Genomic DNA, 20,983 nt, shown 5'->3' on the forward strand with positions numbered 1-20,983 from the left:
CCTCACGCCCCGCGCAGCCCCCCGCCCGCCTTGCGCCCCAGGTGCCCCGCCGCCACCAGCTCCCGCAGCACGGCCGGCGGCGCGCAGCCCGCCTCGGGGAACGCGGCGTGCAGCCGCTCCAGGATCGCCAGTGAGACGTCCAGGCCGATGGCATCGAGCAGGGTGAACGGGCCCATCGGGTAGCCGAACCCCCGCTCCACGGCGGTGTCGAGCGCCGCGGCGTCCTGACCGGCGTCGTCCAGCAGCCGCACCGCGTCCACGAGGTAGGGGAAGAGGAGGCGGTTGACGAGGAAACCGGCCCGGTCGGGGCAGGCCACGGAGACCTTGCCGAGGCCCGCGCAGAACACGCGGGCCGCCTCCGCCGCGTCGTCGGCCGTGTCCGGCGTCCGCACCAGCTCCACCAGGCGCATCACCGGAGCCGGGTTGAAGAAGTGCAGGCCGAGCGCCTCGCCGGGGCGGCCGGCCGGAGCCGTGCAGGCCGCGACGGACAGGCTGGAGGTGGTGGTGGCCAGCAGCGCGCCGGGCCGGCAGACCTCCCCGAGCCGCGCGAAGACGTCCCGTTTGACGGCGAGGTCCTCCACGACGGCCTCGACGACCAGGTCGCAGCCGGACAGCGCGGAGCAGTCGTCGACGGCGGTCAGCGCGGCGACCGCGTCCTCCTTCTGCCCGGGGGTGATCCGGCCCCGGCGCACCGCCTTGACCAGGGACGCCTCGATGGCCGTCGCCGCGTCGCGGGCCCGGTCGGCGCCCCGGGCCAGCAGGGTGATGCGTAGCCCGGACGCGGCGCACACCTCCGCGATCCCGCGCGCCATCGTGCCGGAACCGACCACGCCGACGTGACGCACCGCCCCGCCCGCCGCCGTGCCGCCGACCCGGCCGTCCCCGCCGGGGAGCTGCCCGTCCATGCGACGACCCCGGCGGTCGTAGCGGTGGAAGCCCCGGCCGGTCTTGCGTCCCAGCAGGCCCCGCTCCCGCATCGAGGTCAGGAGCGGTGCCGGGCGGAACGCCTCCTCACCGGTGCGTTCCCACGCGGACTCCAGGCAGCGGTGCACCTCGTCCACGCCCAACTCGTCGATCAGTTCCAGCGGGCCAGCGGGCAGCCCGCAGCCCAGTCGCATTGCCGTGTCGATGTCACCGGGCGTGGTGAGGTCCTCCGCCACCAGGGCGACGGCGCGGTTGAGGTACCGGTGTACGAGCCGGGCGGCGGAGGTGCTCGGGCCGTGTCCGAGGGCGACGCGCTCCAGGCCGACGGCGGTCATGAGCCGTTCCACCGCCCCGGCCGCCGCGCCGGACGTCAGCGGGGTGCGGACGACTTCGGCGCGACCGCCCGCCGCCGGTGGCCGCAGCAGCCGCAGCCCGGCGACGCGCTCGGGACAGCCAGTGGCCGTGGCCAGCGGGAGCAGGGGCAGCGAGGAGGCCGTGGTGACGAGGACGGCCCCGGGCGGACAGCTCCGGCGCAGCAGGCGCAGCACGCCCCGTTTGCCAACCGGGTCCTCCGGCACCGCCTCCACGACGATCCCGACGCCGGCCAGCGCGGCCGTCTCGGTGGTCACCGCCCGGGGGACCAGCCCCCCGCCGGCGGCGTCCCGTTTGAGGCGCTGCTCGACCCGCGCGACGACATCGGGGTCGTGGTCCACGCCGACCACCGGGAGCCCGGCGGCGGCCACCTCGCGCAACAGGGCCTCGCCGACCGCCCCGAGCCCCACGATCCCGACGGCACCGCCGGGTTCCGCCGTGTCCTGCACGTCCATTCCCCTGTCCCCTCCTCGGTACCGGTACCGGTCCCGGACCTTCAAGGCCGGAAGCGGTTGATGGCGTCGATGTGCCGGGCGCGCAGTTCCCCGTCGCGCACGCCCAGCCCTTCCCCGGGGGCCAGGCACAGGACGCCGACCTTGCCCTGGTGGACGTTCCGGTGGACGTCGTGGGTGGCCTGCCCGGTCTCCTCCAGGGGGTAGACCTTCGACAACGTCGGGTGGATCTTGCCCTTGGCGATGAGGCGGTTGGCCTCCCACGCCTCGCGGTAGTTGGCGAAGTGCGAGCCGATGATCCGCTTCAGCGACATCCACAGGTAGCGGTTGTCGTAGCTGTGCTGGTAGCCGGAGGTGGAGGCGCAGGTGACGATGGTGCCGCCCTTGCGGGCCACGTACACGGAGGCGCCGAAGGTCTCCCGGCCGGGGTGCTCGAAGACGATGTCGACGTCCTCGCCGCCGGTCAGCTCCCGGATCCGCTTGCCCAGCCGCCGCCACTCCCCGGGGTCCTGGGTGTGCTCGTCCTTCCAGAACCGGTAGTCCTCCGCGGAGCGGTCGATGACCAGCTCGGCGCCCATCCGCCGGCAGACCTCCGCCTTACGCGCGCTGGAGACCACACAGATGGGCGTGGCGCCCCCGGCCAGCGCCAACTGGGTGGCGTAGGAGCCCAGTCCGCCGCTGGCGCCCCAGATCAGCACGTTGTCGCCCTGCTTCATCCGGGCCCCGTTGCGGGAGACGAGCTGGCGGTAGGCGGTGGAGTTGACCAGGCCGGGCGCGGCGGCCTCCTCCCACGTCAGATGACGGGGCTTAGGCATGAGCTGGTTGGACTTCACAAGTGACAGCTCCGCCAGACCGCCGAAGTTGGTCTCGAACCCCCAGATCCGCTGCTCGGGGTCGAGCATGGTGTCGTCATGGCCGTCGCTGGACTCCAGCTCCACGGACAGGCAGTGGGCGACGACCTCGTCACCGGGCTTCCAGGAGTTGACCCCCGGTCCGGTGCGCAGCACCACGCCCGCCAGGTCGGAGCCCAGGACGTGGTAGGGCAGGTCGTGCCGCCCGGCCAGCTCGCTGGTGCGGCCGTAGCGCTCCAGGAAGCCGAACGTCGGCAGCGGCTCGAACAGGGCCGACCAGACGGTGTTGTAGTTGACGCAGGAAGCCATCACGGCCACCAGCGCCTCACCCGGGCCCGGCTGGGGCACCGGGACCTCCATCAAGTGCAGGGACTTGCGCGGGTCCTTCACCCCCGAGGCCAGCCCGTCGAACATGCCGGTGTCGGACTTGCGGACGGCGATGCCCCGGTAGCTGTCCGGGAGCGCCAGCGCCGCGTAGTCACCGGACGTCGCCTCGGCGGAGACGATGGCGTTGACTATTTCCCTCACGTGATTTCCTCCGGGGGGGGGGCGAGTGCGGGACCGGGCAGTACACACCCTTCCGGCCCGAGATTAGGCGGCCGCAATCCCATGGAAAACCCCTAACGTCGACGGCCCCGCATACCCGCCCCCCTACCGGAAGGCCCGGCGGAAATAGGGGGATTGCCCGGCCCCGAACCGGTGGGGCAGCATGAGCGAAGTCAAAGAACACCAACGAATGACGACGCGAACGATGAGGAGTGGGCGGCGTGGTCGGTAAACCCGTCAGAGAAACCGCCTGGGTGCGCAGATTCCACCCCTCGCCCGAGGCGCGCCACCAATTGCTCTGTTTCCCGCATTCCGGCGGGTCCGCCAGTTTCTTCTTCCCTTTCTCCCAGCGCCTGGCCCCGCGCGTCGACGTCTGGGCCGTCCAGTACCCGGGACGGCAGGACCGCCGGCATGAGCCCAACATCCCGCACCTGCACGAACTGGCCGACCGCGTCGCCGAGGCGGTCGGCCCGCGAGTGAACGGCCCCTACGCCCTGTTCGGGCACAGCATGGGAGCGACGCTCGCCTACGAGGTCGGGCTGAGGCTGCGGGAGAGCGGGCACTGGCCCGAGGCCCTCTTCGTCTCCGGGCGGCCCGCTCCCCACCGCAACGTCGACACCGGACTGCACCGGCTCACGGACGAGGAGATAGCCGACGACATCCGCGCCCTCGACGGCACAGGCTCGGAGATGTTCGGCGACGCGGACGTGATGCGGATGTTCCTCCCCGCGATCCGCAGCGACTACCACGCGGCGGAGACCTACGCCTATGTGCCCGGCCCCGCGCTGGACTGCCCGCTGCGCGCCTTCACGGGGTTCTCCGACCCACGGGTGGCACCCGGTGAACTCCACCACTGGGCCGACCACACGGAGGGACCCTTCCGGCTGGACGTCTTCTCCGGCGGCCACTTCTACCTCGTCGACGGCCAGGAAGACATCGCCACCGAGATCGAGCGCACCCTGTGCGGTGCCGGCAACCGGTGAGGACGAGCGGCAGTGAGCGCGAACAGGCCGACCCCGGCGCGCGTCGGGATACTGGGCACCGGTTCCTTCCTGCCCGAGCGCACGGTCGGCAACGAGGAGATGGCCGCCGCGACCGGCGTCACCCCGGAGTGGATCGAACGCAAGACGGGCATCCTTGAGCGCCGCTACGCGCGGGGCGACCAGGCGACCTCGGACCTCGCGGCGGAAGCCGGCCGCCGGGCCCTGGAGAACGCCGGGGTCCACCCCGCCGAACTGTCCCTGATCATCGTCGCCACCTCCACCCCCGACCGGCCCCAGCCCCCCACCGCCGCCGTCGTCCAGCACCTGCTGGGCGCCGACCGTGCCGCCGCCTTCGACGTCAACGCCGTCTGCGCCGGTTTCGTCGTCGCCCTGCGGGCCGGGGTCTGCATGGCGTCCTTGGGGGACGGCGGGACCGGCGGTCGGACGCTGGTGATCGGCGGGGACGTGTACTCCCGCGTCGTCGACCCGGCGGACCGCCGGACCGCCCCCCTCTTCGGGGACGGAGCCGGAGCGGTGGTGCTCGGACCGGTCACCGGCGCGGGCGGCTTCCTCGGCACGCGCGTGGCCACGGACAGCACGCTGCTCGACCTCATCCGCGTCGACGCGGGCGGCAGCAGGCAGCCGGCCACCCCCGGCCCCCTGGCCCGCGGCGACCACTACTTCCGCATGCGCGGACGCGAGGTACGCGACTACGTGACCCGGGAACTGCCGCGCGCCGTGCACGGCCTGCTGGCCGAGCTGTCCGTCCCGCCGGAGGACATCCGCCACTTCGTCCCGCACCAGGCCAACGGGGCCATGCTCAAGGACCTCTGGACCCATCTGGGCCTGCCCAGGGCCCACCTGCACCTGCCGGTCACTCGGCACGGCAACACCGGGGCGGCCTCCATCCCCCTCGCGCTGGACCACGCGCACCGCTCGGGCCGGCTGGCGGCCGGGGACCTGGTCCTGCTCGCGGGGTTCGGCGGCGGCATGACCATGGGCACTTCCCTGATCTCCTGGGGCGGCCACCGGTCCGCGCCGCACCCGGCCGGCACGACGACACCGACGACGAAGGACTGACGAGGACTGACGTGGACACGTCGCAGACCTACGAGCCCCTGCCCGCCGAGCCACCACCGGGCTGCCCCTTCTCCCCGCCGCACGCGTACACGCGCCTGCGGGTCGAACACCCGGTCACCCGGGTCACCATGCCCGACGGGAGTTGGGCCTGGCTGCTGACGCGCTACGCGGACATCCGCAGCGCCCTGGCCGACCCCCGGTTCAGCTCCGACGTGAACGCGCCCGGCTACCCCCGCAGCGGCATGGTCACCGCCGGCGAGGGCGGCAGCCTGATCCGCACCGACCCTCCCGAACACGGCCGCCGCCGCAGGATGCTGACGCGCCCCTTCACCCTGAAGAGCGTCTCCGCGCTGCGCCCCCGCATCCAGCGGATCACCGACCGCCTCTGCGACGAGATGGCGGACCGGCGGCAACAGGACGGACCGGACGGCTCCGTGGACCTGGTGCGCTCCCTCGCCCTGCCGCTCCCGTCGCTGGTCATCAGCCTGCTGCTCGGCGTGCCCTACGAGGACCGCGCGCTCTTCCAGTCGATCACCGCCACCGTGCTCTCCCGGGTCAACACCGAGGCCGAACGCACCGCGGCCCGCGAGGAACTGCGCGCCTACCTCGCCCGCCTGGTCGCCGGCAAGGAGGAGAACCCGGGCGACGACATCCTCAGCGAGCTGGTGCACGACCGGATGGGCGGCGGCGAGCTGACCCGGGAGGAGGTGCGGGGGACGGCCACCCTGCTGCTGATCGCCGGGCACGAGACCACCGCGAACATGATCGGACTCGGCGCGCTGACCCTGATCCGCCACCCCCGGGCCACCGCCGAACTGCGCGCGGACCCCACCCTGATGCCCGGCGCCGTCGAGGAACTGCTGCGCTTCCACAGCATCACCCGCAGCGGACCGCGCCGCGCCGCGACCGCCGACGTCGAAGTGGGCGGCCGGCTCATCAAGGCGGGCGAGGGCATCGTCTGCGCCGTCGCCTCCGCCAACCGGGACCCCGGACAGTTCCCCGACGGCGACACCTTCGACATCCGGCGCCGCAACGCCCAGCACCACATCGCCTTCGGGTACGGCGTCCACCAGTGCCTCGGCCAGTCACTGGCCCGGGCCGAGCTGGAGATCGCCCTGAACACCCTGCTGGCCCGCTTCCCGGAACTGCGGCTGGCGGTGGACTTCGCGGACGTTCCGTTCCGCAGCGACATGCTGGTCTACGGCTGCCACGCGCTTCCGGTCACCTGGTGACTGGCTGGCCGGACGGACGAACGGGCCGAGGCCCGAGGAGGACAACCATGAGGATTTCCATCGACGCGGACCGGTGCTGCGGCGCGGGACAGTGCGTCCTGGTCGCACCGGACGTCTTCGACCAGGACGAGGACGGCATCGTGGTGCTGCTGGACCCCACGCCCCCCGACGACGCCCAGGAGGCCGTCGAGGACGCCATCGACGTCTGCCCGGCAGACGTCATCCACGTGAGGAAGGGCTGACCCCATGTGCGGTATCGCCGGCTGGGTCTCGTACCGCCGGGACCTGACGCGGCAGTCACCGGTCCTCGACGCGATGACCGGGACCATGGCCTGCCGGGGCCCCGACGCGGCGGACACCTGGACGGACCGGCACGCCGCCCTCGGCCACCGGCGGCTCGCCGTCATCGACCTGCCCGGCGGCGCGCAGCCGATGCGGGCGGACACCCCGGACGGCGCCGTGGTGATCGTCTACTCGGGGGAGACGTACAACTACACCGAACTGCGCGCCGAACTCGGCCGTCGGGGACACCGGTTCACCACCGATTCGGACACCGAGGTGGTGCTCCGCGGCTACCTGGAGTGGGGCGAGGCGGTCGGCGAGCACCTCAACGGCATGTTCGCCTTCGCCGTCTGGGACGCGCGCACCGAGCGACTGGTCATGGTCAGGGACCGGCTCGGCGTCAAGCCCTTCTACTTCCACGAGACCCAGGACGGCGTCCTCTTCGGCTCCGAACCCAAGGCGATCCTGGCCAACCCGCTCTGCCCCGCCGTCGTCGGCCTGGACGGACTGCGGGAGATGTTCTCCTTCGCCAAGACCCCGGGGCACGCGATCTGGGACGGCATGCGGGAGCTGCGCCCCGGACACGTCGCCGTGGTCGACGCCGGCGGCCTGCGCGAACACGCCTACTGGCGGCTGGAGGCCGGTGATCACACCGACGACCGGGACACCACCGTCGCCCACATCAGGGAGCTGCTGGAGGACATCGTCGCCCGGCAGCTCGTCGCGGACGTGCCCCGCTGCACCCTGCTCTCCGGCGGACTCGACTCCTCCGTGATCACCGTCCTCGCGGCCCGGCGGCTCCGGGAGCGTGGGGAGCCGGTCCGCAGCTTCAACGTCGACTTCCCCGGCCAGGCGGAGCACTTCAGGGCCATCGACCTCGCCCCCACGCTGGACACCCCGTACGCGCATGAGGTCGCCGGGCACGTCGGCGCCGACCACCGGGACGTCCTGCTCGACGGCGACGCGCTGGCCGACCCCCGGGTACGGCGGGCGGCCGTCGGCGCCCGGGACGTCCCCAACGGCATCGGCGACCGCGACAACTCGATGTACCTGCTCTTTAAGGCCGTCCGGGAGCACTCCACGGTGGCGCTCTCCGGGGAGGCGGCGGACGAACTGTTCGGCGGCTACCCCTGGTTCCACCGCGACGAGTTCCGCTACGCGGACACCTTCCCCTGGCTCGCCGGCAAGGGCTCCCTGTTCGAGGCGGGCGGACTCCTGGACGACGACCTGGTACGCCGCCTCGACCTGGACACCTACGTCCGGGACCACTACCGCGCCGCCCTGCGGGACGTCCCGGTCAAGGACGGCGAGACCGGCCTGGAGCGCAGGATGCGCGAGATCTGCTACCTGAACGTGACCCGGAAGATGCAGCCGCTGCTCGACCGCAAGGACCGGATGAGCATGGCGGCCGGCCTCGAAGTGCGCGTCCCGTTCTGCGATCATCGGCTGGTGCAGTACGTGTTCGGCACACCATGGTCGCTGAAGGCGTTCGACGGCAGGGAGAAGAGCCTGCTGCGCGCCGCGACGCGCGACGTGCTGCCGCCGTCCGTGGCCGACCGCCGGAAGAGCGGCTACCCCAGCACCTTCGACCCCCGCTACCTCGCGGTGGTCAAGACCCAGGTCCGCGACCTGCTCGCGGGGGACCACCCGGCGCTGGCCCTGTGCAGCCGGGAGCGGCTGACCGAGGCGGTGGCCGCGGACCAGGACACCATCAGCCTCCAGCAGCGCACCGTGCTGGAACGCTCGCTCGACCTCGCGACCTGGCTCGACCTGCGCAACCCCACACTGAAACTGAACTGACCGAGAAGGAGACCATGACCGGCGACGCGGTGAGCGACCAGACCAGGGAAGACACCGGCGGCCGAACCCTCGGGCCCGGCGGCGGACCCGGCGTTCGACTGGCCGCTCTCGCGGCCGGGTTCGTCATGGCGACGGTCGACGCCACCGTCGTGAACATCGCCGGGGCGCGGATCCGCACCCTGTTACCCCTGAGCGTGTCCCAGTTGACGTGGGTCATCGACGGATACGTACTGACCTTCGCGTCCCTGCTGCTGCTCGCCGGTTCGCTGGCCGACCGCTTCGGCGCCCGGCGGATCTACCTCCAGGGCATGGTGGTGTTCGTCGTGGCGTCGGCCGCGTGCGGACTCGCCCCCGACGGCCCGGTGCTGATCACCGCGCGGCTGGTGCAGGGCGCGGGCGCCGCCCTGTTCATGCCCGCCTCGCTGACCCTGCTCACCACCTCCTTCGCCGACCCCGCCGTGCGCACCCGCATGGTGGGCCTGTGGACGGCGATCGTGTCCACGTTCACCGCGCTGGGCCCGGTAATCGGAGGCGTGCTGGTCAGCGCGCTCGGCTGGCGCAGCATCTTCCTGCTCAACCTGCCCATCGGCCTCGCCGGCGCCCTCCTGACCAGGCGGTACATCGCGGCGATCCCGGCCCGCCGGGTCCGGCCCCCGGTCCTGGGCAACGCCCTGGGCGTCCTCGTCCTCGTGGCGCTGTCCTTCACCCTCATCGAGGGTCCCGCGCTCGGCTGGTCGTCCCCGCCCGTCCTTTTCTCGGGCGCGGCGGCCGTCGTACTGGCCGTCACCCTGGTGACGCAGCAGCGCCGCAGCCGGGCACCCGTCGTGCCCCTCGGCCTCTTCCTCGACGCCCGCTTCACCGCCGCCAACCTCGTCGGCTTCCTCATCAACTTCGGGGTGATGGGCGGCATCTACATGCTCGGCCTGTTCCTCCAGAACGCGCGCGGCGTCCCGCCGTTCGTGGCCGGCCTGCAAATGCTGCCCATGATGGCCGGCCCGCTGCTCGGCAACCTGCTCTTCGCCCGCTACAGCCACCGCTGGGGTGTGCGCCGGCTGCTGATCGCCGCCCTGGCCCTGGCGGGCGTGGCGTCCGCGGCGCTGCTGGGCGTCGGCGACTCCACGCCGTACTGGCTGCTGGCCACCGCCGTCGGCTTCGCCAACCTCGGCGTCGGCGTCGGCGCCCCGGCCGTCACCTTCGCCCTGATGGAGGCGGCGGGCACGGACCGCGCGAACATCGCCGGCTCCATGCTCAACGCCAACCGCCAGTTCGGCGGACTGGTCGGCGTCGCGGTCACCGGCATCGTGCTGGCACACCCCGACGACTGGTACCGCGTGGCACGCACCTCCTTCCTGATCACGGCCGCCGCCTACGGCACGGCCGCACTGCTCGCCCGCCGCACGCTCGCCCCGTCGCGCCGGTGAGGCCGCCGTGTCTCAGGCGGTGCGCCGGTCTATCTCACTCAGCACCTGTGCGATGGCGGCGAGGGCCCCGGCGATGGCGGCGCCCTGCTGACGCGACAGACCCAGCAACTCGTCCAGGGGCATCTTCTTGCCGAGCAGCTTGCGCCGGAAGTCGTCCGGCAGCGTGGCCTTCCGGTAGTTGTCGAGGTGCGCGACGACGGCACCGAACGGCAGCGCGGGAAAGCGCCGTTCGGCCTGCTTGACGCGGCTGAGGAGTTGGTTGAGCCGGACCAGATCGGCCTTCTGCGCGGCGGTGCCGGCCAGCTTGTCCAGCACGACGACGGTCTCGTTGAGGAGGTCGTAGTCCGGCTGGTAGCGCTTGGCCTCCTTGGCGCGGCGGCTCTTGCGTACCTGGTCGATGGAGACGCACGTGGTGACGACGAAGGTGGCCAGGCCGATGACCGCCGCCCACGTCCACGAGCTGGTGAAGGTGCCCTGGGGGGAGTCGCCGCCCAGCATCAGCCGGATGCAGGGATGGGCCGCGTCCCCCGCGTGCTGCGGGGCCAAGCAGTGCGTCATCGGGTTGTCCTCGGAAAGATAAGGCTGGGGGTACGCCGACGCCTGGTCAGAAACCGCTGTTGCTGGCCCACGGGGGCAGCTCCTCCTCAACCACCGGGACCGGGGGGGTGCCTCTATGTCCTTCGTCAAGCGAGTCGAGGGCTCCTCGGTTCGTAGAAGGTTCCGTCGCCGAGCATGGCGAACAGGACGCTGATGCGGTGGCGGGCGAGGCGGAGGAGGGCCTGGGTGTGGGTTTTGCCGCGGGCTCGGCAGCGGTCGTAGTAGGTGCGAGATGCGGGATGATCGTGGAGCGCTGCGAACGCGGAGAGGAACATCGCTCGTTTCAGCTGCCGGTTGCCGCCTCTGGGGGCGTGCTCGCCGTGGATCGACGTGCCGGACTGGCGGGTTGCCGGGGCAAGGCCGGCGTAGGAGGCCAGGTGGGCGGCGGTGGAAAAGCTGCTGCCGTCGCCGACGGTGGCCAGGAGGACTGCGGCGGTCCTGACACCGATGCCGGGCATCGAGGTCAGGACCTGGGAAAGAGACATCCGATGCAGTTGATCTGTCAAGCGGCGGTGGTGAGTTGTGGGGTGGTCGGGGTGGGGAACGCGGTGAGTTCGTCGTAGGGGGTGCGCTTGGTGAGGCAGTGGTGGAGGCAGCCGAGCATGCGGTTGAAGAGGTCGCGCTGGGCGGCGGTGTGGCGGTCTCCGTCGGTTCGCCTTCGGTCGTAGTGGGCGCGGGCGCCGGGTGAGGCGGTCAGCGCAGCGAAGGCCCAGACGTAGCCGACCGAGGCCAGACGCTGGTTCTTGACCCTGCGGGCCATGACCGCGAGGCTTCTGCCGGACGCCCGGGTGACCGGTGCGGCCCCGGCGAAGGCTTTGAGGCCTTTCGCGTCGGTGAATCGGGATCGGTCGTCGCCGATCTCGGCGAGCACCCGGGCGCCGGTGAGAGACCCGAGCCCTGGAAAGCTGGTGATGATCTCGGCGTCCGGGTGCGTGTCAAAAGACTCCACCGTTGCTTCGGCGAGGTCGTCCGCGCTGGTGCAGGCGGCATCGAGCTGTCTGAGCAAGGCGGTGGTCTGACGTCCCATGGCCTGCTCGACCTGCGGGGGCTGGCGCATCTGCGGGATGCGCAGTGCGTTGCGAAGTCGTTCAGCTTCCGCCTCGATGCCGCGCTGGCGGCCGGCCCTCTTCAGCAGTGAGCGCAGCTGGGCGCGGGTGAGCTTGCCCGCCTGTTCGGGGGTGGGGGCCGCGGCCAACACGGCGCGGGCGACGCCGCTGGTGAGCCCTTCGCGGTTGTGCTGGAAGGCAGCGAGGAAGCCGGGGAAGTATTCGCGCAGGTGGGAGCGGAGTTTGTTGCCGGCCTGGGTGCGGTCCCAGACCGCGTCCTGCTGGGCGCGGGCCAGGACGGCGACCGCTTGGGCGAGCTCGCTGTCGTCAGGCAGCTGCCGGTGGGCGGCCTTGTCCGTGCGCAGGATGTTCGCGAGCACCATCGCGTCGAGGTGGTCGGACTTCTTGCGGGTGACCGTATGGCGGTCGCGGTAGCGGGCGGCGGCCATCGGGTTGATGGCGTAGATGGGCCGGCCGGTCGCGCGGAGGCATGCGACGAGAAGGCCGCGGGAGGTCTCGATCGCGACGGGGATGGGGGCGTTCGCGGTATCGCCTTGGGCGGTGAAGAGGTCGAGGAGCTGGTGCAGGCCGTTGAGGTCGTCGGTGATCCTGGCCCTGGCTAACAAGGTGCCCTCGTGGTCGACCAGGGCGACGTCGTGGTGGTCGCTGGCCCAGTCGATTCCGCAGGTGACGGTCATCGTGTCGTGTTCGTCCTCTCGGTCGGGGGCGTGCTGCTGATCGCAGCCGTGCGGGGGCACGCGTCTCCCTAATGGAAGGGCTCGATAGCCCTGCATCCGATCAGCCGTTCGTGACCCCAGCGGCCTCCAAGGCCCTCGGTCTGCTCCAGAGCTCGGCGGCTCCAGGCGTAGTGAGAGGTGATCCCTGCGGGCGGCTCAGACCACAAACCTCAACGATCCGATCATCGGACTGGATGCGGTGGAGGCGCGAACTCGTGGCGGAGGACGGTCCCGGAGGCCGACTCTTGACCAAGGGATCCAAGTCCCAGGGGGTGTGTGCGGCTTCTCCGGAACCGACCACCGTCACGAGAGTGATGCGGGGCCCGCAGTCTCTTTCAGGGCCTCGATGGGCCGGGGTGGGCCTGGCGGTGCCCCGCATCACTGCCCATTAGGGTGGGCCTCCAGCAGGTCCTCGATCCGGGCTTCCAGCGCCCGGCGTTGTTCGTGGACGGCGGCCAGCGACTTCGCCGGCGACGGGAGGATCACGTCGAGGGTGCCGGTGCCCGGGACGACGACGGTCTGCTCGTCGAGCGCGGTGAAGATGTCGTCGGCCAGCCGCTCGGCCATGCGCGGCGCCCGGGGCCGGACGACCTCGACCAGCCTGCGGCGGCCCGCCTTCCGCAGGGCCTGCGGGGAGCCGTGCGGGAGGCCGGTGCGCCAGTGGATACTGCCGAAGTGGTGAACGATTTGAAGAGCGCCCTGGCCGAGCTGGAGGCCCATCGGCCCGGCTCTCTGCTCGGGCTGCGCGAGACGCAGTGGCTCGACGCGAAGAAGGCTCCGTACCGGGTGGCGGACGATCCGAAGGCGGTCGAGGAGCTGACCAAGGACGTCGCCGCTTTCGCCAACGGGGGCGGCGGGGTCATCGTCGTCGGCATCGCCACCCGACTTGAGCACGACGAAGAGGTCCTGGACCATGTCGTCGGCGTCGACCCGGCTGCTGTGAACGCGGACCAGATCCGCACGCTGATCCGCCAGAGGGTCTCCCCGGCTCCCCGCGGCGTACGCATTGGATGGTCTGGGGCGGAGGGCGACGAGCGGGTGCTGTTCATCGAGATCCCCGCGCAGACCGATCATGCGCTCTTTGCCGTGCCGGCCGCGGTGGGCAAGCCCGGGGCTCCGCGTCCGGACACGGTCGCGGTGCCGATGCGGGACGGGGACAGCACGTACTGGCTGCCCCGGGCCGAGATCGTGCAGCTGCTCTCCGCCGGTGTCCGGGCCTCCGGCATGCCCACCGCCCAGGCTCTCGCCGACCTCGTCCGGCAAGCCGTGTCCGAAGCGGGGCCTGACAGCGGGCCGCGCGTCGGCCAAGGCCTGCCGGACCGTGAGCGGGAGATGAGGGCGGCCTACGAGGAGCTCGCCGGCGCGGGTCTGGGGAAGCCCGGCGGGGAGGCCTGGGCGCAGGGCGCGGCCGCGCTGCAGGATGTCCGGCACGAGGTCGACGGCGAGCCGGGCTGGGTGCTGTGCCTGGTCCCCGATCTTCCCGCAGTCGTCGTCGCCGAGCCGGTCTGGCAGGCGATTGTCGAAGCCGGTCGGCGGGCGCCGGGCGGTCAGGATCCGCTCGCGGCCGTCGGATTCCCCCGCCCGCCCGCGGGCACGGCTGCCCCGTGGGTGATCCCGGCCGACGCCCGGCGCGTGGACCTCGACGGCGGCTTGTGGGGTCCGGGGCACGTGACGTGCTCGGGACGTGGCGTGTGGCGGTGGCAGCCGGATCCCCGCTTCAGCCTGAACGAGGGCCGCTCGGCGGAGATCGGGACCGGTGGCCAGACACCGGCGCTGCGCCTGCGGGCCCTGGTGAACCTGCCCTGGGCCGAGGCGAGCACACTGGAGATCAACAAGTCCTGGCGCACGCAGCTCGAGCAGCAGCTGCCGCACAGTGCGGTGGCCGGCGCGGTGACGATCCTGTCCCGCCGCCGGGGCGCAGAGCTGCCCGCCGCCCGGTGGGAGCGGGGGCCTTTCGGCAACTCGGGCCGCTCCGCCGGCTACACGTGCAAGATTGCCGGGCCCGACGGCACCCCGGCTGTGACGGCCTCCGTCATGCTCGCCCTGCCCACCACGATGGAGTCCACCGTGGTCGCCTGTGCGGACGTCCTGATCGAGAACCCGGAGGCGTGGGCAGTAGCCCTCCGACCCGGCTGTGACACGCAGCTGGGCCTCGACGAGGTCCAGGCCGTGCTGCTCGCCGCGTGGGAGACAGCCGCCGAGCTGCTGCCCGACGTCGTCGGCGACCCGGCCAGCCTGAAGTGGGCCGCACCGCCCACCACCGAGCTGCGGATCACGAGCGAACAGCCCGCCGAGAACGGCGTCCTGCCGGTCCTGGACACCCTCGTCGACCTGGGGCCCCTCGGGCCGAACGACAACGGCCCCAGGCCGAAGCTGGCCGTCATCATCACCGCGGCGCCGGCCATGGACCGGGCCGAGCGGCAGCACCTGCTCCGGGAGGCCCTGGTGCACATGGCCCACGCGTTCGGGTACGTCGACGCCGAGGCCGACGTGCTGTAGGGATCTCGTCGGGGCGGGCCGTCAAGCAGTGGCTTCCCAGTCCGGCGCATCATCGTCGGGGCGCACGAGCCGATCATGCTCGGACCGCGCGGCCTCCAGCAGTCGACGCCAGGACGTGACCAGCGGACGCCGCGGCAGGAGGGCCCGCCGATCACGCTCGGTCATGCCACCCCAGATTCCATGCTCGATCCGGTGGTCGAGGGCGTAGGCAAGGCACTCGGTGCGCACCGGGCAGCCGGTGCAGAGGGCCTTGGCCCGGTTCTGGGCCGCGCCCTCGACGAACAGCTCGTCCGGGTCTGCGGTCCGACAGACCGCTCTCTCGCCCCACGTCTCCGTCGCGTCCCCGCCCACCCCGTCGCCATCCTCTCCCAGGTCCTGTCCGCGCCCTCCCCTGGGCGGACGCAGTCCGGAAACGGTACGGCACGCCCATGGAGCGTAGGAGATCGCCGACTGACGGCAATCCGTTCGGGTGACGGGGACTTGACGGCGGTCCTGCTGGTACTTGGTGTCTCCGCAATTGGCCGAGCAGCTGGTGTTGGTGGAGGCCCGCCCGATCCCGGACCCCCTCAACGCCGAGCAGGTCTGACGTGTCCCGTCGTGCTCCGGCGTCTGCTGGCTACCGGAGCAGGCGCGAGAGCAGGCCGGGCCGCCCGGACGCCTTCGGGTCGGCACCCGGCGCGGCGATCTCGGGAGGCTGCGCGACGCCGGTGTCGCCGAAGACGGCATGTCGCACGGCATCCCAGTCTTCGCGGCGCCACCAGTCGAACAGGCGGGCGCTGCCGATCACCGGCATGGTCAGCGCGTCGGCGAACGCGCGGTCGGTGTAGACCTCGGTGTCCCGCTGCGCAGGGTGGAGCTTGATCTGGTAGTTGACCACCAGGACGCCGCCGTCAACAGGCTCGGTCCCGGTCAGACCGGGCCAGGTGTTCAGGTGCTTGAGGAGTTTGTCGGGCAGGCTCTGCGGTGGCCGGTTGTTCGCCGACTTCACCTCGACCAAGACTCGGCGGCTGCCGAACTCGGCCAGTAGGTCTGCCGACTTGGTGCCGTACACGTCGTCGAGGCGGGTCACTGCGGCGCCGGCCGCCACGAGGACGTCGTGTACCGCATCCTCCAGCGGGCGGCCGGTGTCGAACGGCATGCCGTCGCGCAGGGGATCGGCCACGGCCCGCAGCGCGGTGAGTTGCTGCTGCAGCTCGGTCTGCCGCCGCTCGTGGGCGCGCTGCTCCTCGGCAATCGTCTCGACCAGCCGGGCTTCGGCGTCGGTGGCGAGTGCCGGGTCGCGCACCAGGTTCGAGCGGGCGCGGGTCAGCGCGCCGGGCACGTACGCGGGCAGCGCGTGATGGACCAGCCACTCCACCAGCAGCTGCTGGTCGGTGCCGTGGGGAACTACGAACCACCGGGCACTGCCGCCCGTCGGCATCCAAACGCCCGCCACCGGGTGGCCGAGGCCGTCGACCAGGATCGGGCGCAGTTCCCCCTCCCCCGGCGGCGGCCACATCCTGGCAGATCCGGGGTGCGAGGGCCTGTCCTTGAGGTAGGTCAGGCGGAACCAGGTGTCCGGGGGACGGTTGAGCAGCCGGGTGCCGAGTTCGTGTTCGGCGTGGTCCAGGCCGTCAGCGAGTTCGGGGTTCACGTTGGTGGGGAGCGGGTTGGCGGAGATCGAGCCGTAGTAGTGGGGCAGGTGGATGCCGGGGGCGACGTGTCCGGAGAAGACGTTGTGCCTGCGTTCGCCCGCGCCGGTGCAGGCGACGACGAGGGCGGTCTCCCCACGCTTCCGGGCTCCCGCGGCGTAGCGCTTGTAGGGCTCAAGGCCGGTGGCGGGTCCGAGGACGGGGGACAGGACGGCCGCGCAGTCGCCCGTCTCCTGATCCTTCCACCGCGGCTCCACCGCCCCGGCGGACGTGCCGATCACGTCGGGGGCCGGAGGCGCCGGCGCTTCGCCGGCGATGTGCAGGGGGATCGGGACGGCGCTCGGGCCGGACGGGCTCATGGTGGACACGGTCCGGCAGCGCGCAGTTGATCAGTAACTGCTAGGCACCCGGTCGTCGGCCTCGTGCCCGGCGTGCTGCCGCAGGTCCAGGAAACAGCGCAGCCGGACACCCGCCTCGCCCGGCTCGCGCGTGGTGCGGTCCGCCGCCGCGATCGCCCACCGTGTGGCGAGCAGCTCCTAGACCGCGAATGCTGTCTCGTCATCGGCGGCGGCGACCTCCACGACCGCGAGTCCCGGCTCCGCTACATGCGCCTCGTTGATCGGCTTCATACCCGGCACGACGCGCCGGTGCCCGCCAGAGTTCTCGCGTTCGGGCAGCGTCACCCGGCCGGGTACGCAGCAACATGCGTGCTGACTCGTCCGCCGCGTGCTGCACGAGCGCTGCGCCTCGCCGTTTCCGGTACGACCATTCCACCCACACGGGCGGCGCACTCGAGGAACGCCCGACAGCGCCCCCTCCGGGGCCGTTATCAACGGCTCATGCTCACCACTGTGCTGCGCGGCCTGGCCGCCGCCTCCCTCGCTGCCCTGCCCTTCACCGTGTCCTCTCCCGTTCACGCCGCGGAGACGCTTCCCCTGACCGAAGCCGTCACCCGGCTGCCGGTGGACACCGAGTCCCGCGACGGCTACAACCGCGACGCCTTCCGCCACTGGAACACCGGAGACGACCCGGCCGACGGCTGCTCCACCCGCAACGAAGTCCTGATCGCAGAGGCGGTCGAGCCGCCCGCGGTCGGGCCCCGGTGCCGCCTGACGGGCGGCAGCTGGTGGTCGTACTACGACCAGGTGTGGGTGACCTCCGCTTCTGGTCTGGACATCGACCACATGGTGCCGCTCGCGGAGAGCTGGGACAGCGGTGCGTCCGCGTGGACGCCGGAGCGCCGCGAGGCCTACGCCAACGACCAGGGCGCGGCCGCCAGCCTGGTCGCGGTCACCGCCCGCTCGAACCGGTCCAAGTCCGACCAGGACCCTTCGACGTGGTTGCCGCCGGCCGCTGAGGTGCACTGCCGCTACGTCGCTGAATGGGTCGCCACGAAGCTCCGCTGGAGCCTGACGGCCGACGAGGCGGAGGTGGCAGCCCTGGAGGAGACGGCGGCCGGCTGTCCGGACCGGAACGTGACGTACGAACCGGCCGCGTAAGCGAACAGCTCAGCTTGCCGTCCGGTGCGGTGGAATCTCTGCTTGTCCGGACTCTTGCTGTTTCTCGCCACTGTGGCGCATTGTGACCGCACCACCGTCCCACCGGTTCTCCCTGTGCCGGAGTCCGGCACCTCCCAGGGACGGTGGCTGCCTGCCTCTTGTCGCCCTTCCCCAGGCGGATGAGGCGGCACAGCCCTCGCTGGCTCCCCCTCCAGCGGGGGCATAGCCATGCCCCGGTCCACGCCCCAACGGTGATGTGTGCCGTGGGGGCGCCCGGGCTGCCTCTTGACAGTTCGTCCCCGAGGGTGCTCCGTCCCGTCGCTGCCCGGCGAGGGGCACGGGCGGCGCCCGGGGGAGTGTCAGTGGTGTGGTCTACGGTCGTCGTGCCCCTTGTATGGGGTTGCGCTCTCGCCTGGCCTCTAAGGCCGGCCAGGCGAGAGCGGATGCCCGTTTCCCCATTGTTTCGGCACGGGGACGGGCCCTTCCGGATGGAAGGCTGACACCGAAGGCGTCATGTTCCATTGACGTCGTTTCGGCGTGCAATTGCAAGGAGAACCGGGAACTTCCACCCGTCAGCGCGCTTGTCTCCGCCGGCCGCCGGTGCTTCACAGGCCGCGGCGGGATCGGACCGATCTCCCATTGTTCCTATTGTTCCGTGATTCTTTGATCACGAGGCGTAGCAACTTCCCATGTGACCATGCTGGTTGCCCTCCCCGGCGTGGCGGCTTCGGCACCCGCCTGCCCGGGGCACCGGCGTGCCCTCTCCGGATGGGGCCGCCGGGTTCACATGGCTGATCTCGAAGACGTACGAGGGGAAGTCTCTGTATGAAGCCTCGCCAGATAGTGGTCGCCACGGTCACGGTGACGGTGTTCGCCTGGAGCGTGGTGATGGTGGCCGCGGGCCAGACGGCCGCGGTGGCCGCGCTCGCCCCGGCCCTCGCCCTGACCGTGCAGCAGATCGTTCACACCGTCCGCTCCCACACCGCGCCCCCGACCGGCGCCGGATCCCGCCTTGACGCGGCCGCGGACAAGGAGGACGACGCCCCGTGACGCCGACCGAACCCCCGGTACCACCCGGCAGACCCGCACCCGCACGCCCGGGACGCAAACTCGGGCCCATCGCGGACAATGTGAGCAGCGCCCACCGCGCCTGGCTGGACCCGCTGCGCACCGCCTACCTGGCCAGCGGCCTGACCATGAACGAGCTGAGCAGCCGGGTCCGCTTCGCGAAGTCAAAAATCTCCGAACTGCTGCGCGGTGTCGGCCTCTACCCCCGCTGGGAGATCGTCTTCCGGCTCGCCGACGAGCTGGGCATGCCGAACTGGCCCCTGTACCGGCTGTGGAGCCAGGCAGCCCTGGAAACCCACAAGAGCAGCGAGTGGATCAACGGCTGCACCAACCGCACCACCCTGACGGCCTCCCACGCGGCCCCGCCCCTGGAACACCGGGCCTTCCGCGAGCTCGTCGAGAACGACTACCTGCTCTACGCCCAGGTCTTCCTCAACGACGACCAGCGCGAGAACGCGGTCTATGACACCTTCGACCGCCTGTGGCTGTCCTGGAACGCAGCCCTCGCCAGCCATGACACCCGCCGCTACGCCTGGAACGTCCTGCGCACCACGGTCATGGCCCGCGCCCCCCACCGCGACGGCCGGCCCGAACTCGGTGACGCCGCCTTCGACACCGTCGCCCTGCAGACCCTCACCGACCCGGCCGACCACGCGCACCAGCTCACCGAGACCCTCGAACTCTTCGCCGCGATCAGCCGCCTGCCCGACCGCCAGCTCGACGTCATCGTGCTGCGCCGCCTGTGCGGCTTCACCCACGAGTCCGTCTCCGCCCTCCTGGGCACCTCCCTGGCCACCGTCCGCTCCGACGAACGCCACGCCACCCGCTTCCTGGAGAGCGTCATCCCCCCGCCCAGCACCGAAGGGACCACCCTGTGAGCCACATCGAAGAACTCCTCTCCAGAGCCCTCCTCGTCCGCAACCGCACCATCCCCCGCGAAACTGCTGCCCCCACTCCCGCAACACCCGCGACCGGCGTACGGCCGCCCGCGCCCGCCTCTGCCCAAAACCCCGCACACAACGGGGCCGCCGAAGACCTGCGCGCCCTGTGCGAAACCCTCCTCACCCACACCCCGCCCACCGCCGTCGCCGACTTCCTCACCGACCAGGTCCCCGAACCCCGCAGCGCCCTCGCCCTCGCCTGCGTCCTGCAGCTGTCCGACACCGACGAAGGCGCACGATTCTGGTGGCAGTACGCCGCCGGCGCCGGGCAAGCCGCCGCCGCCTACTGCCTCTACCTCCACCACCTCGCCCAAGGAGAAAGCGACGCAGCCAACTGGTGGCACCACCAGACGGACGACGTCCAACCCCCGCCCGGATCACCAGCCCCCAATCCTGACGGCAGCCCCGAGCCGTACTGCGCCGGCCGGTGGCACCCGGCCAACCACGTCATCACCTCCACCTCCACCACCACCATCCTCCGAGTCCTGCGCCACCTCTCCGCGAACACCGCACGCACCAAGTCGGCAGCAGTCCTCAGACTCATGGCCTACATCCCGGACGCGGTAGCCGCCGGCTACCTCCGCGAACCCGAAACCGAACTACCCCTCCCCGGGGCCGGCTTCGCGCAACGAGTCAAGGCGTTGATCACCACGGCAGCCACCCGGCCCGAGGCACGCGCACCCGAGATCCGACCCTCAGCTCGGGACGCCGAGCAGGCAACGCATCGGCCACTGGGGAGGACCGCGAACCGGTGACGGCACTGCTCGGGAAGAGCACGGGACGTGGCTGCGCCCACCGATCCTGATAGCCCGACGGCTCACGGAACGATCGAACACACGTCTGCGAGGGCTGGAGGGGGCAGAAGACGCGTCGGCGTCCTACGAGGCCGCCTGCGCGAGGGACTGTCACGTCGCGTCCCACCATCGGGCTTGGGCCGGACACCCTGCCGACAGCACCAGGAACTGAAAACCGGCCGAATCCGGTTGGCCAGCCCTACTGACGACGTGAGCCCGTGAGACTGG

The 20,983-nt window shown here is 71.7% G+C and carries 17 protein-coding genes and 3 pseudogenes; 11 read left to right on the forward strand and 9 right to left on the reverse strand.

The window, feature by feature from the left end; genetic code table 11:
• Positions 1-2 precede the first annotated feature (2 nt).
• A complete protein-coding gene (locus AB0G32_RS14650; protein ID WP_361162538.1) occupies positions 3-1,751 on the reverse strand; it encodes a 3-hydroxyacyl-CoA dehydrogenase family protein in 1,749 nt (582 codons plus the stop codon).
• Positions 1,752-1,792: 41 nt separating this feature from the next.
• A complete protein-coding gene (gene ccrA, locus AB0G32_RS14655) occupies positions 1,793-3,127 on the reverse strand; it encodes a crotonyl-CoA carboxylase/reductase (RefSeq protein ID WP_361162539.1) in 1,335 nt (444 codons plus the stop codon).
• A gap of 239 nt (positions 3,128-3,366) precedes the next feature.
• Here ccrA and AB0G32_RS14660 point away from each other — a divergent pair, with 239 nt between their 5' ends.
• From AB0G32_RS14660 to AB0G32_RS14685, 6 genes are read left to right on the forward strand one after another with little or no spacing between them, the layout of a single operon-like run.
• A complete protein-coding gene (locus tag AB0G32_RS14660) occupies positions 3,367-4,128 on the forward strand; it encodes an alpha/beta fold hydrolase (protein WP_361162540.1) in 762 nt (253 codons plus the stop codon).
• 12 nt (positions 4,129-4,140) lie between these two features.
• Positions 4,141-5,208 (forward strand): ketoacyl-ACP synthase III, encoded by a 1,068-nt coding sequence (locus AB0G32_RS14665; protein ID WP_361162541.1) that lies wholly within the window; start codon positions 4,141-4,143, stop codon positions 5,206-5,208.
• A gap of 11 nt (positions 5,209-5,219) precedes the next feature.
• The gene (locus AB0G32_RS14670) at positions 5,220-6,440 is read left to right on the forward strand and encodes a cytochrome P450 (RefSeq protein WP_361162542.1); all 1,221 of its coding nucleotides are present in this window, start codon (positions 5,220-5,222) and stop codon (positions 6,438-6,440) included.
• A 47-nt stretch (positions 6,441-6,487) separates the two neighbouring features.
• Positions 6,488-6,682: a ferredoxin gene (locus AB0G32_RS14675; RefSeq protein WP_361162543.1), complete on the forward strand. Its 195-nt coding sequence runs from the start codon at positions 6,488-6,490 to the stop codon at positions 6,680-6,682.
• Between the two features lie 4 nt (positions 6,683-6,686).
• Positions 6,687-8,522: an asparagine synthase (glutamine-hydrolyzing) gene (gene asnB / locus AB0G32_RS14680; protein WP_361162544.1), complete on the forward strand. Its 1,836-nt coding sequence runs from the start codon at positions 6,687-6,689 to the stop codon at positions 8,520-8,522.
• 14 nt (positions 8,523-8,536) lie between these two features.
• Positions 8,537-9,943 carry an MFS transporter gene (locus tag AB0G32_RS14685; RefSeq protein ID WP_361162545.1) on the forward strand — a complete coding sequence of 469 codons (1,407 nt, stop codon included), beginning with the start codon at positions 8,537-8,539 and terminating at the stop codon, positions 9,941-9,943.
• 12 nt (positions 9,944-9,955) lie between these two features.
• Here AB0G32_RS14685 and AB0G32_RS14690 read toward each other — a convergent pair whose 3' ends face one another.
• The 4 genes and pseudogenes from AB0G32_RS14690 to AB0G32_RS14705 form a co-directional block, all read right to left on the reverse strand.
• Positions 9,956-10,501 (reverse strand): hypothetical protein, encoded by a 546-nt coding sequence (locus AB0G32_RS14690; protein ID WP_361162546.1) that lies wholly within the window; start codon positions 10,499-10,501, stop codon positions 9,956-9,958.
• Between the two features lie 125 nt (positions 10,502-10,626).
• Positions 10,627-11,019: pseudogene (locus AB0G32_RS14695) on the reverse strand (transposase); the annotation flags it as partial.
• A 23-nt stretch (positions 11,020-11,042) separates the two neighbouring features.
• On the reverse strand, positions 11,043-12,284 hold the full coding sequence (locus tag AB0G32_RS14700; RefSeq protein WP_361162608.1) for an IS110 family transposase: 1,242 nt from the start codon (positions 12,282-12,284) through the stop codon (positions 11,043-11,045).
• A gap of 429 nt (positions 12,285-12,713) precedes the next feature.
• A pseudogene (locus tag AB0G32_RS14705) lies at positions 12,714-12,965 on the reverse strand (IS110 family transposase); the annotation flags it as partial.
• Positions 12,966-13,001: 36 nt separating this feature from the next.
• Here AB0G32_RS14705 and AB0G32_RS14710 point away from each other — a divergent pair.
• Positions 13,002-14,822: an RNA-binding domain-containing protein gene (locus AB0G32_RS14710; protein ID WP_361162547.1), complete on the forward strand. Its 1,821-nt coding sequence runs from the start codon at positions 13,002-13,004 to the stop codon at positions 14,820-14,822.
• A 21-nt stretch (positions 14,823-14,843) separates the two neighbouring features.
• On the opposite strand, the gene AB0G32_RS14715 is transcribed toward AB0G32_RS14710, so the two are convergent.
• The 3 genes and pseudogenes from AB0G32_RS14715 to AB0G32_RS14725 form a co-directional block, all read right to left on the reverse strand.
• A complete protein-coding gene (locus AB0G32_RS14715) occupies positions 14,844-15,173 on the reverse strand; it encodes a WhiB family transcriptional regulator (protein ID WP_361162548.1) in 330 nt (109 codons plus the stop codon).
• 265 nt (positions 15,174-15,438) lie between these two features.
• A complete protein-coding gene (locus AB0G32_RS14720) occupies positions 15,439-16,812 on the reverse strand; it encodes a hypothetical protein (protein ID WP_361162549.1) in 1,374 nt (457 codons plus the stop codon).
• A 30-nt stretch (positions 16,813-16,842) separates the two neighbouring features.
• A pseudogene (locus tag AB0G32_RS14725) lies at positions 16,843-17,082 on the reverse strand (DUF6207 family protein).
• Positions 17,083-17,292: 210 nt separating this feature from the next.
• Between AB0G32_RS14725 and AB0G32_RS14730 the strand changes: the two are divergent.
• The 4 genes from AB0G32_RS14730 to AB0G32_RS14745 all read left to right on the forward strand — a co-directional run bounded on the left by AB0G32_RS14730 (position 17,293) and on the right by AB0G32_RS14745 (position 20,716).
• Positions 17,293-17,952 (forward strand): HNH endonuclease family protein, encoded by a 660-nt coding sequence (locus AB0G32_RS14730; RefSeq protein WP_361162550.1) that lies wholly within the window; start codon positions 17,293-17,295, stop codon positions 17,950-17,952.
• An 825-nt stretch (positions 17,953-18,777) separates the two neighbouring features.
• Positions 18,778-19,002, forward strand: a complete 225-nt coding sequence (locus AB0G32_RS14735) for a hypothetical protein (RefSeq protein ID WP_361162551.1) — start codon at positions 18,778-18,780, stop codon at positions 19,000-19,002.
• Positions 19,003-19,082: 80 nt separating this feature from the next.
• On the forward strand, positions 19,083-19,898 hold the full coding sequence (locus AB0G32_RS14740; RefSeq protein WP_361162552.1) for a sigma factor-like helix-turn-helix DNA-binding protein: 816 nt from the start codon (positions 19,083-19,085) through the stop codon (positions 19,896-19,898).
• Complete coding sequence (locus tag AB0G32_RS14745) at positions 19,895-20,716, forward strand: hypothetical protein (RefSeq protein ID WP_361162553.1); 822 nt, start codon at positions 19,895-19,897, stop codon at positions 20,714-20,716. The genes AB0G32_RS14740 and AB0G32_RS14745 overlap by 4 nt, the downstream gene beginning before the upstream one ends.
• The last annotated feature ends 267 nt before the right edge of the window (positions 20,717-20,983 follow it).

This window comes from Streptomyces sp. NPDC023723, from assembly GCF_040639815.1.
Lineage (GTDB): Bacteria > Actinomycetota > Actinomycetes > Streptomycetales > Streptomycetaceae > Streptomyces.

Excerpts from the sequence above, each read along its gene's own strand:
- AB0G32_RS14730 (WP_361162550.1), top strand. The coding sequence starts at position 17,293 with ATGCTCACCACTGTGCTGCGCGGCCTGGCCGCCGCCTCCCTCGCTGCC.
- AB0G32_RS14700 (WP_361162608.1), bottom strand. The coding sequence starts at position 12,284 with ATGACCGTCACCTGCGGAATCGACTGGGCCAGCGACCACCACGACGTC.
- AB0G32_RS14690 (WP_361162546.1), bottom strand. The coding sequence starts at position 10,501 with ATGACGCACTGCTTGGCCCCGCAGCACGCGGGGGACGCGGCCCATCCC.
- AB0G32_RS14685 (WP_361162545.1), top strand. The coding sequence starts at position 8,537 with ATGACCGGCGACGCGGTGAGCGACCAGACCAGGGAAGACACCGGCGGC.
- AB0G32_RS14735 (WP_361162551.1), top strand. The coding sequence starts at position 18,778 with ATGAAGCCTCGCCAGATAGTGGTCGCCACGGTCACGGTGACGGTGTTC.
- AB0G32_RS14650 (WP_361162538.1), bottom strand. The coding sequence starts at position 1,751 with ATGGACGTGCAGGACACGGCGGAACCCGGCGGTGCCGTCGGGATCGTG.
- AB0G32_RS14675 (WP_361162543.1), top strand. The coding sequence starts at position 6,488 with ATGAGGATTTCCATCGACGCGGACCGGTGCTGCGGCGCGGGACAGTGC.
- AB0G32_RS14720 (WP_361162549.1), bottom strand. The coding sequence starts at position 16,812 with ATGAGCCCGTCCGGCCCGAGCGCCGTCCCGATCCCCCTGCACATCGCC.
- asnB (WP_361162544.1), top strand. The coding sequence starts at position 6,687 with ATGTGCGGTATCGCCGGCTGGGTCTCGTACCGCCGGGACCTGACGCGG.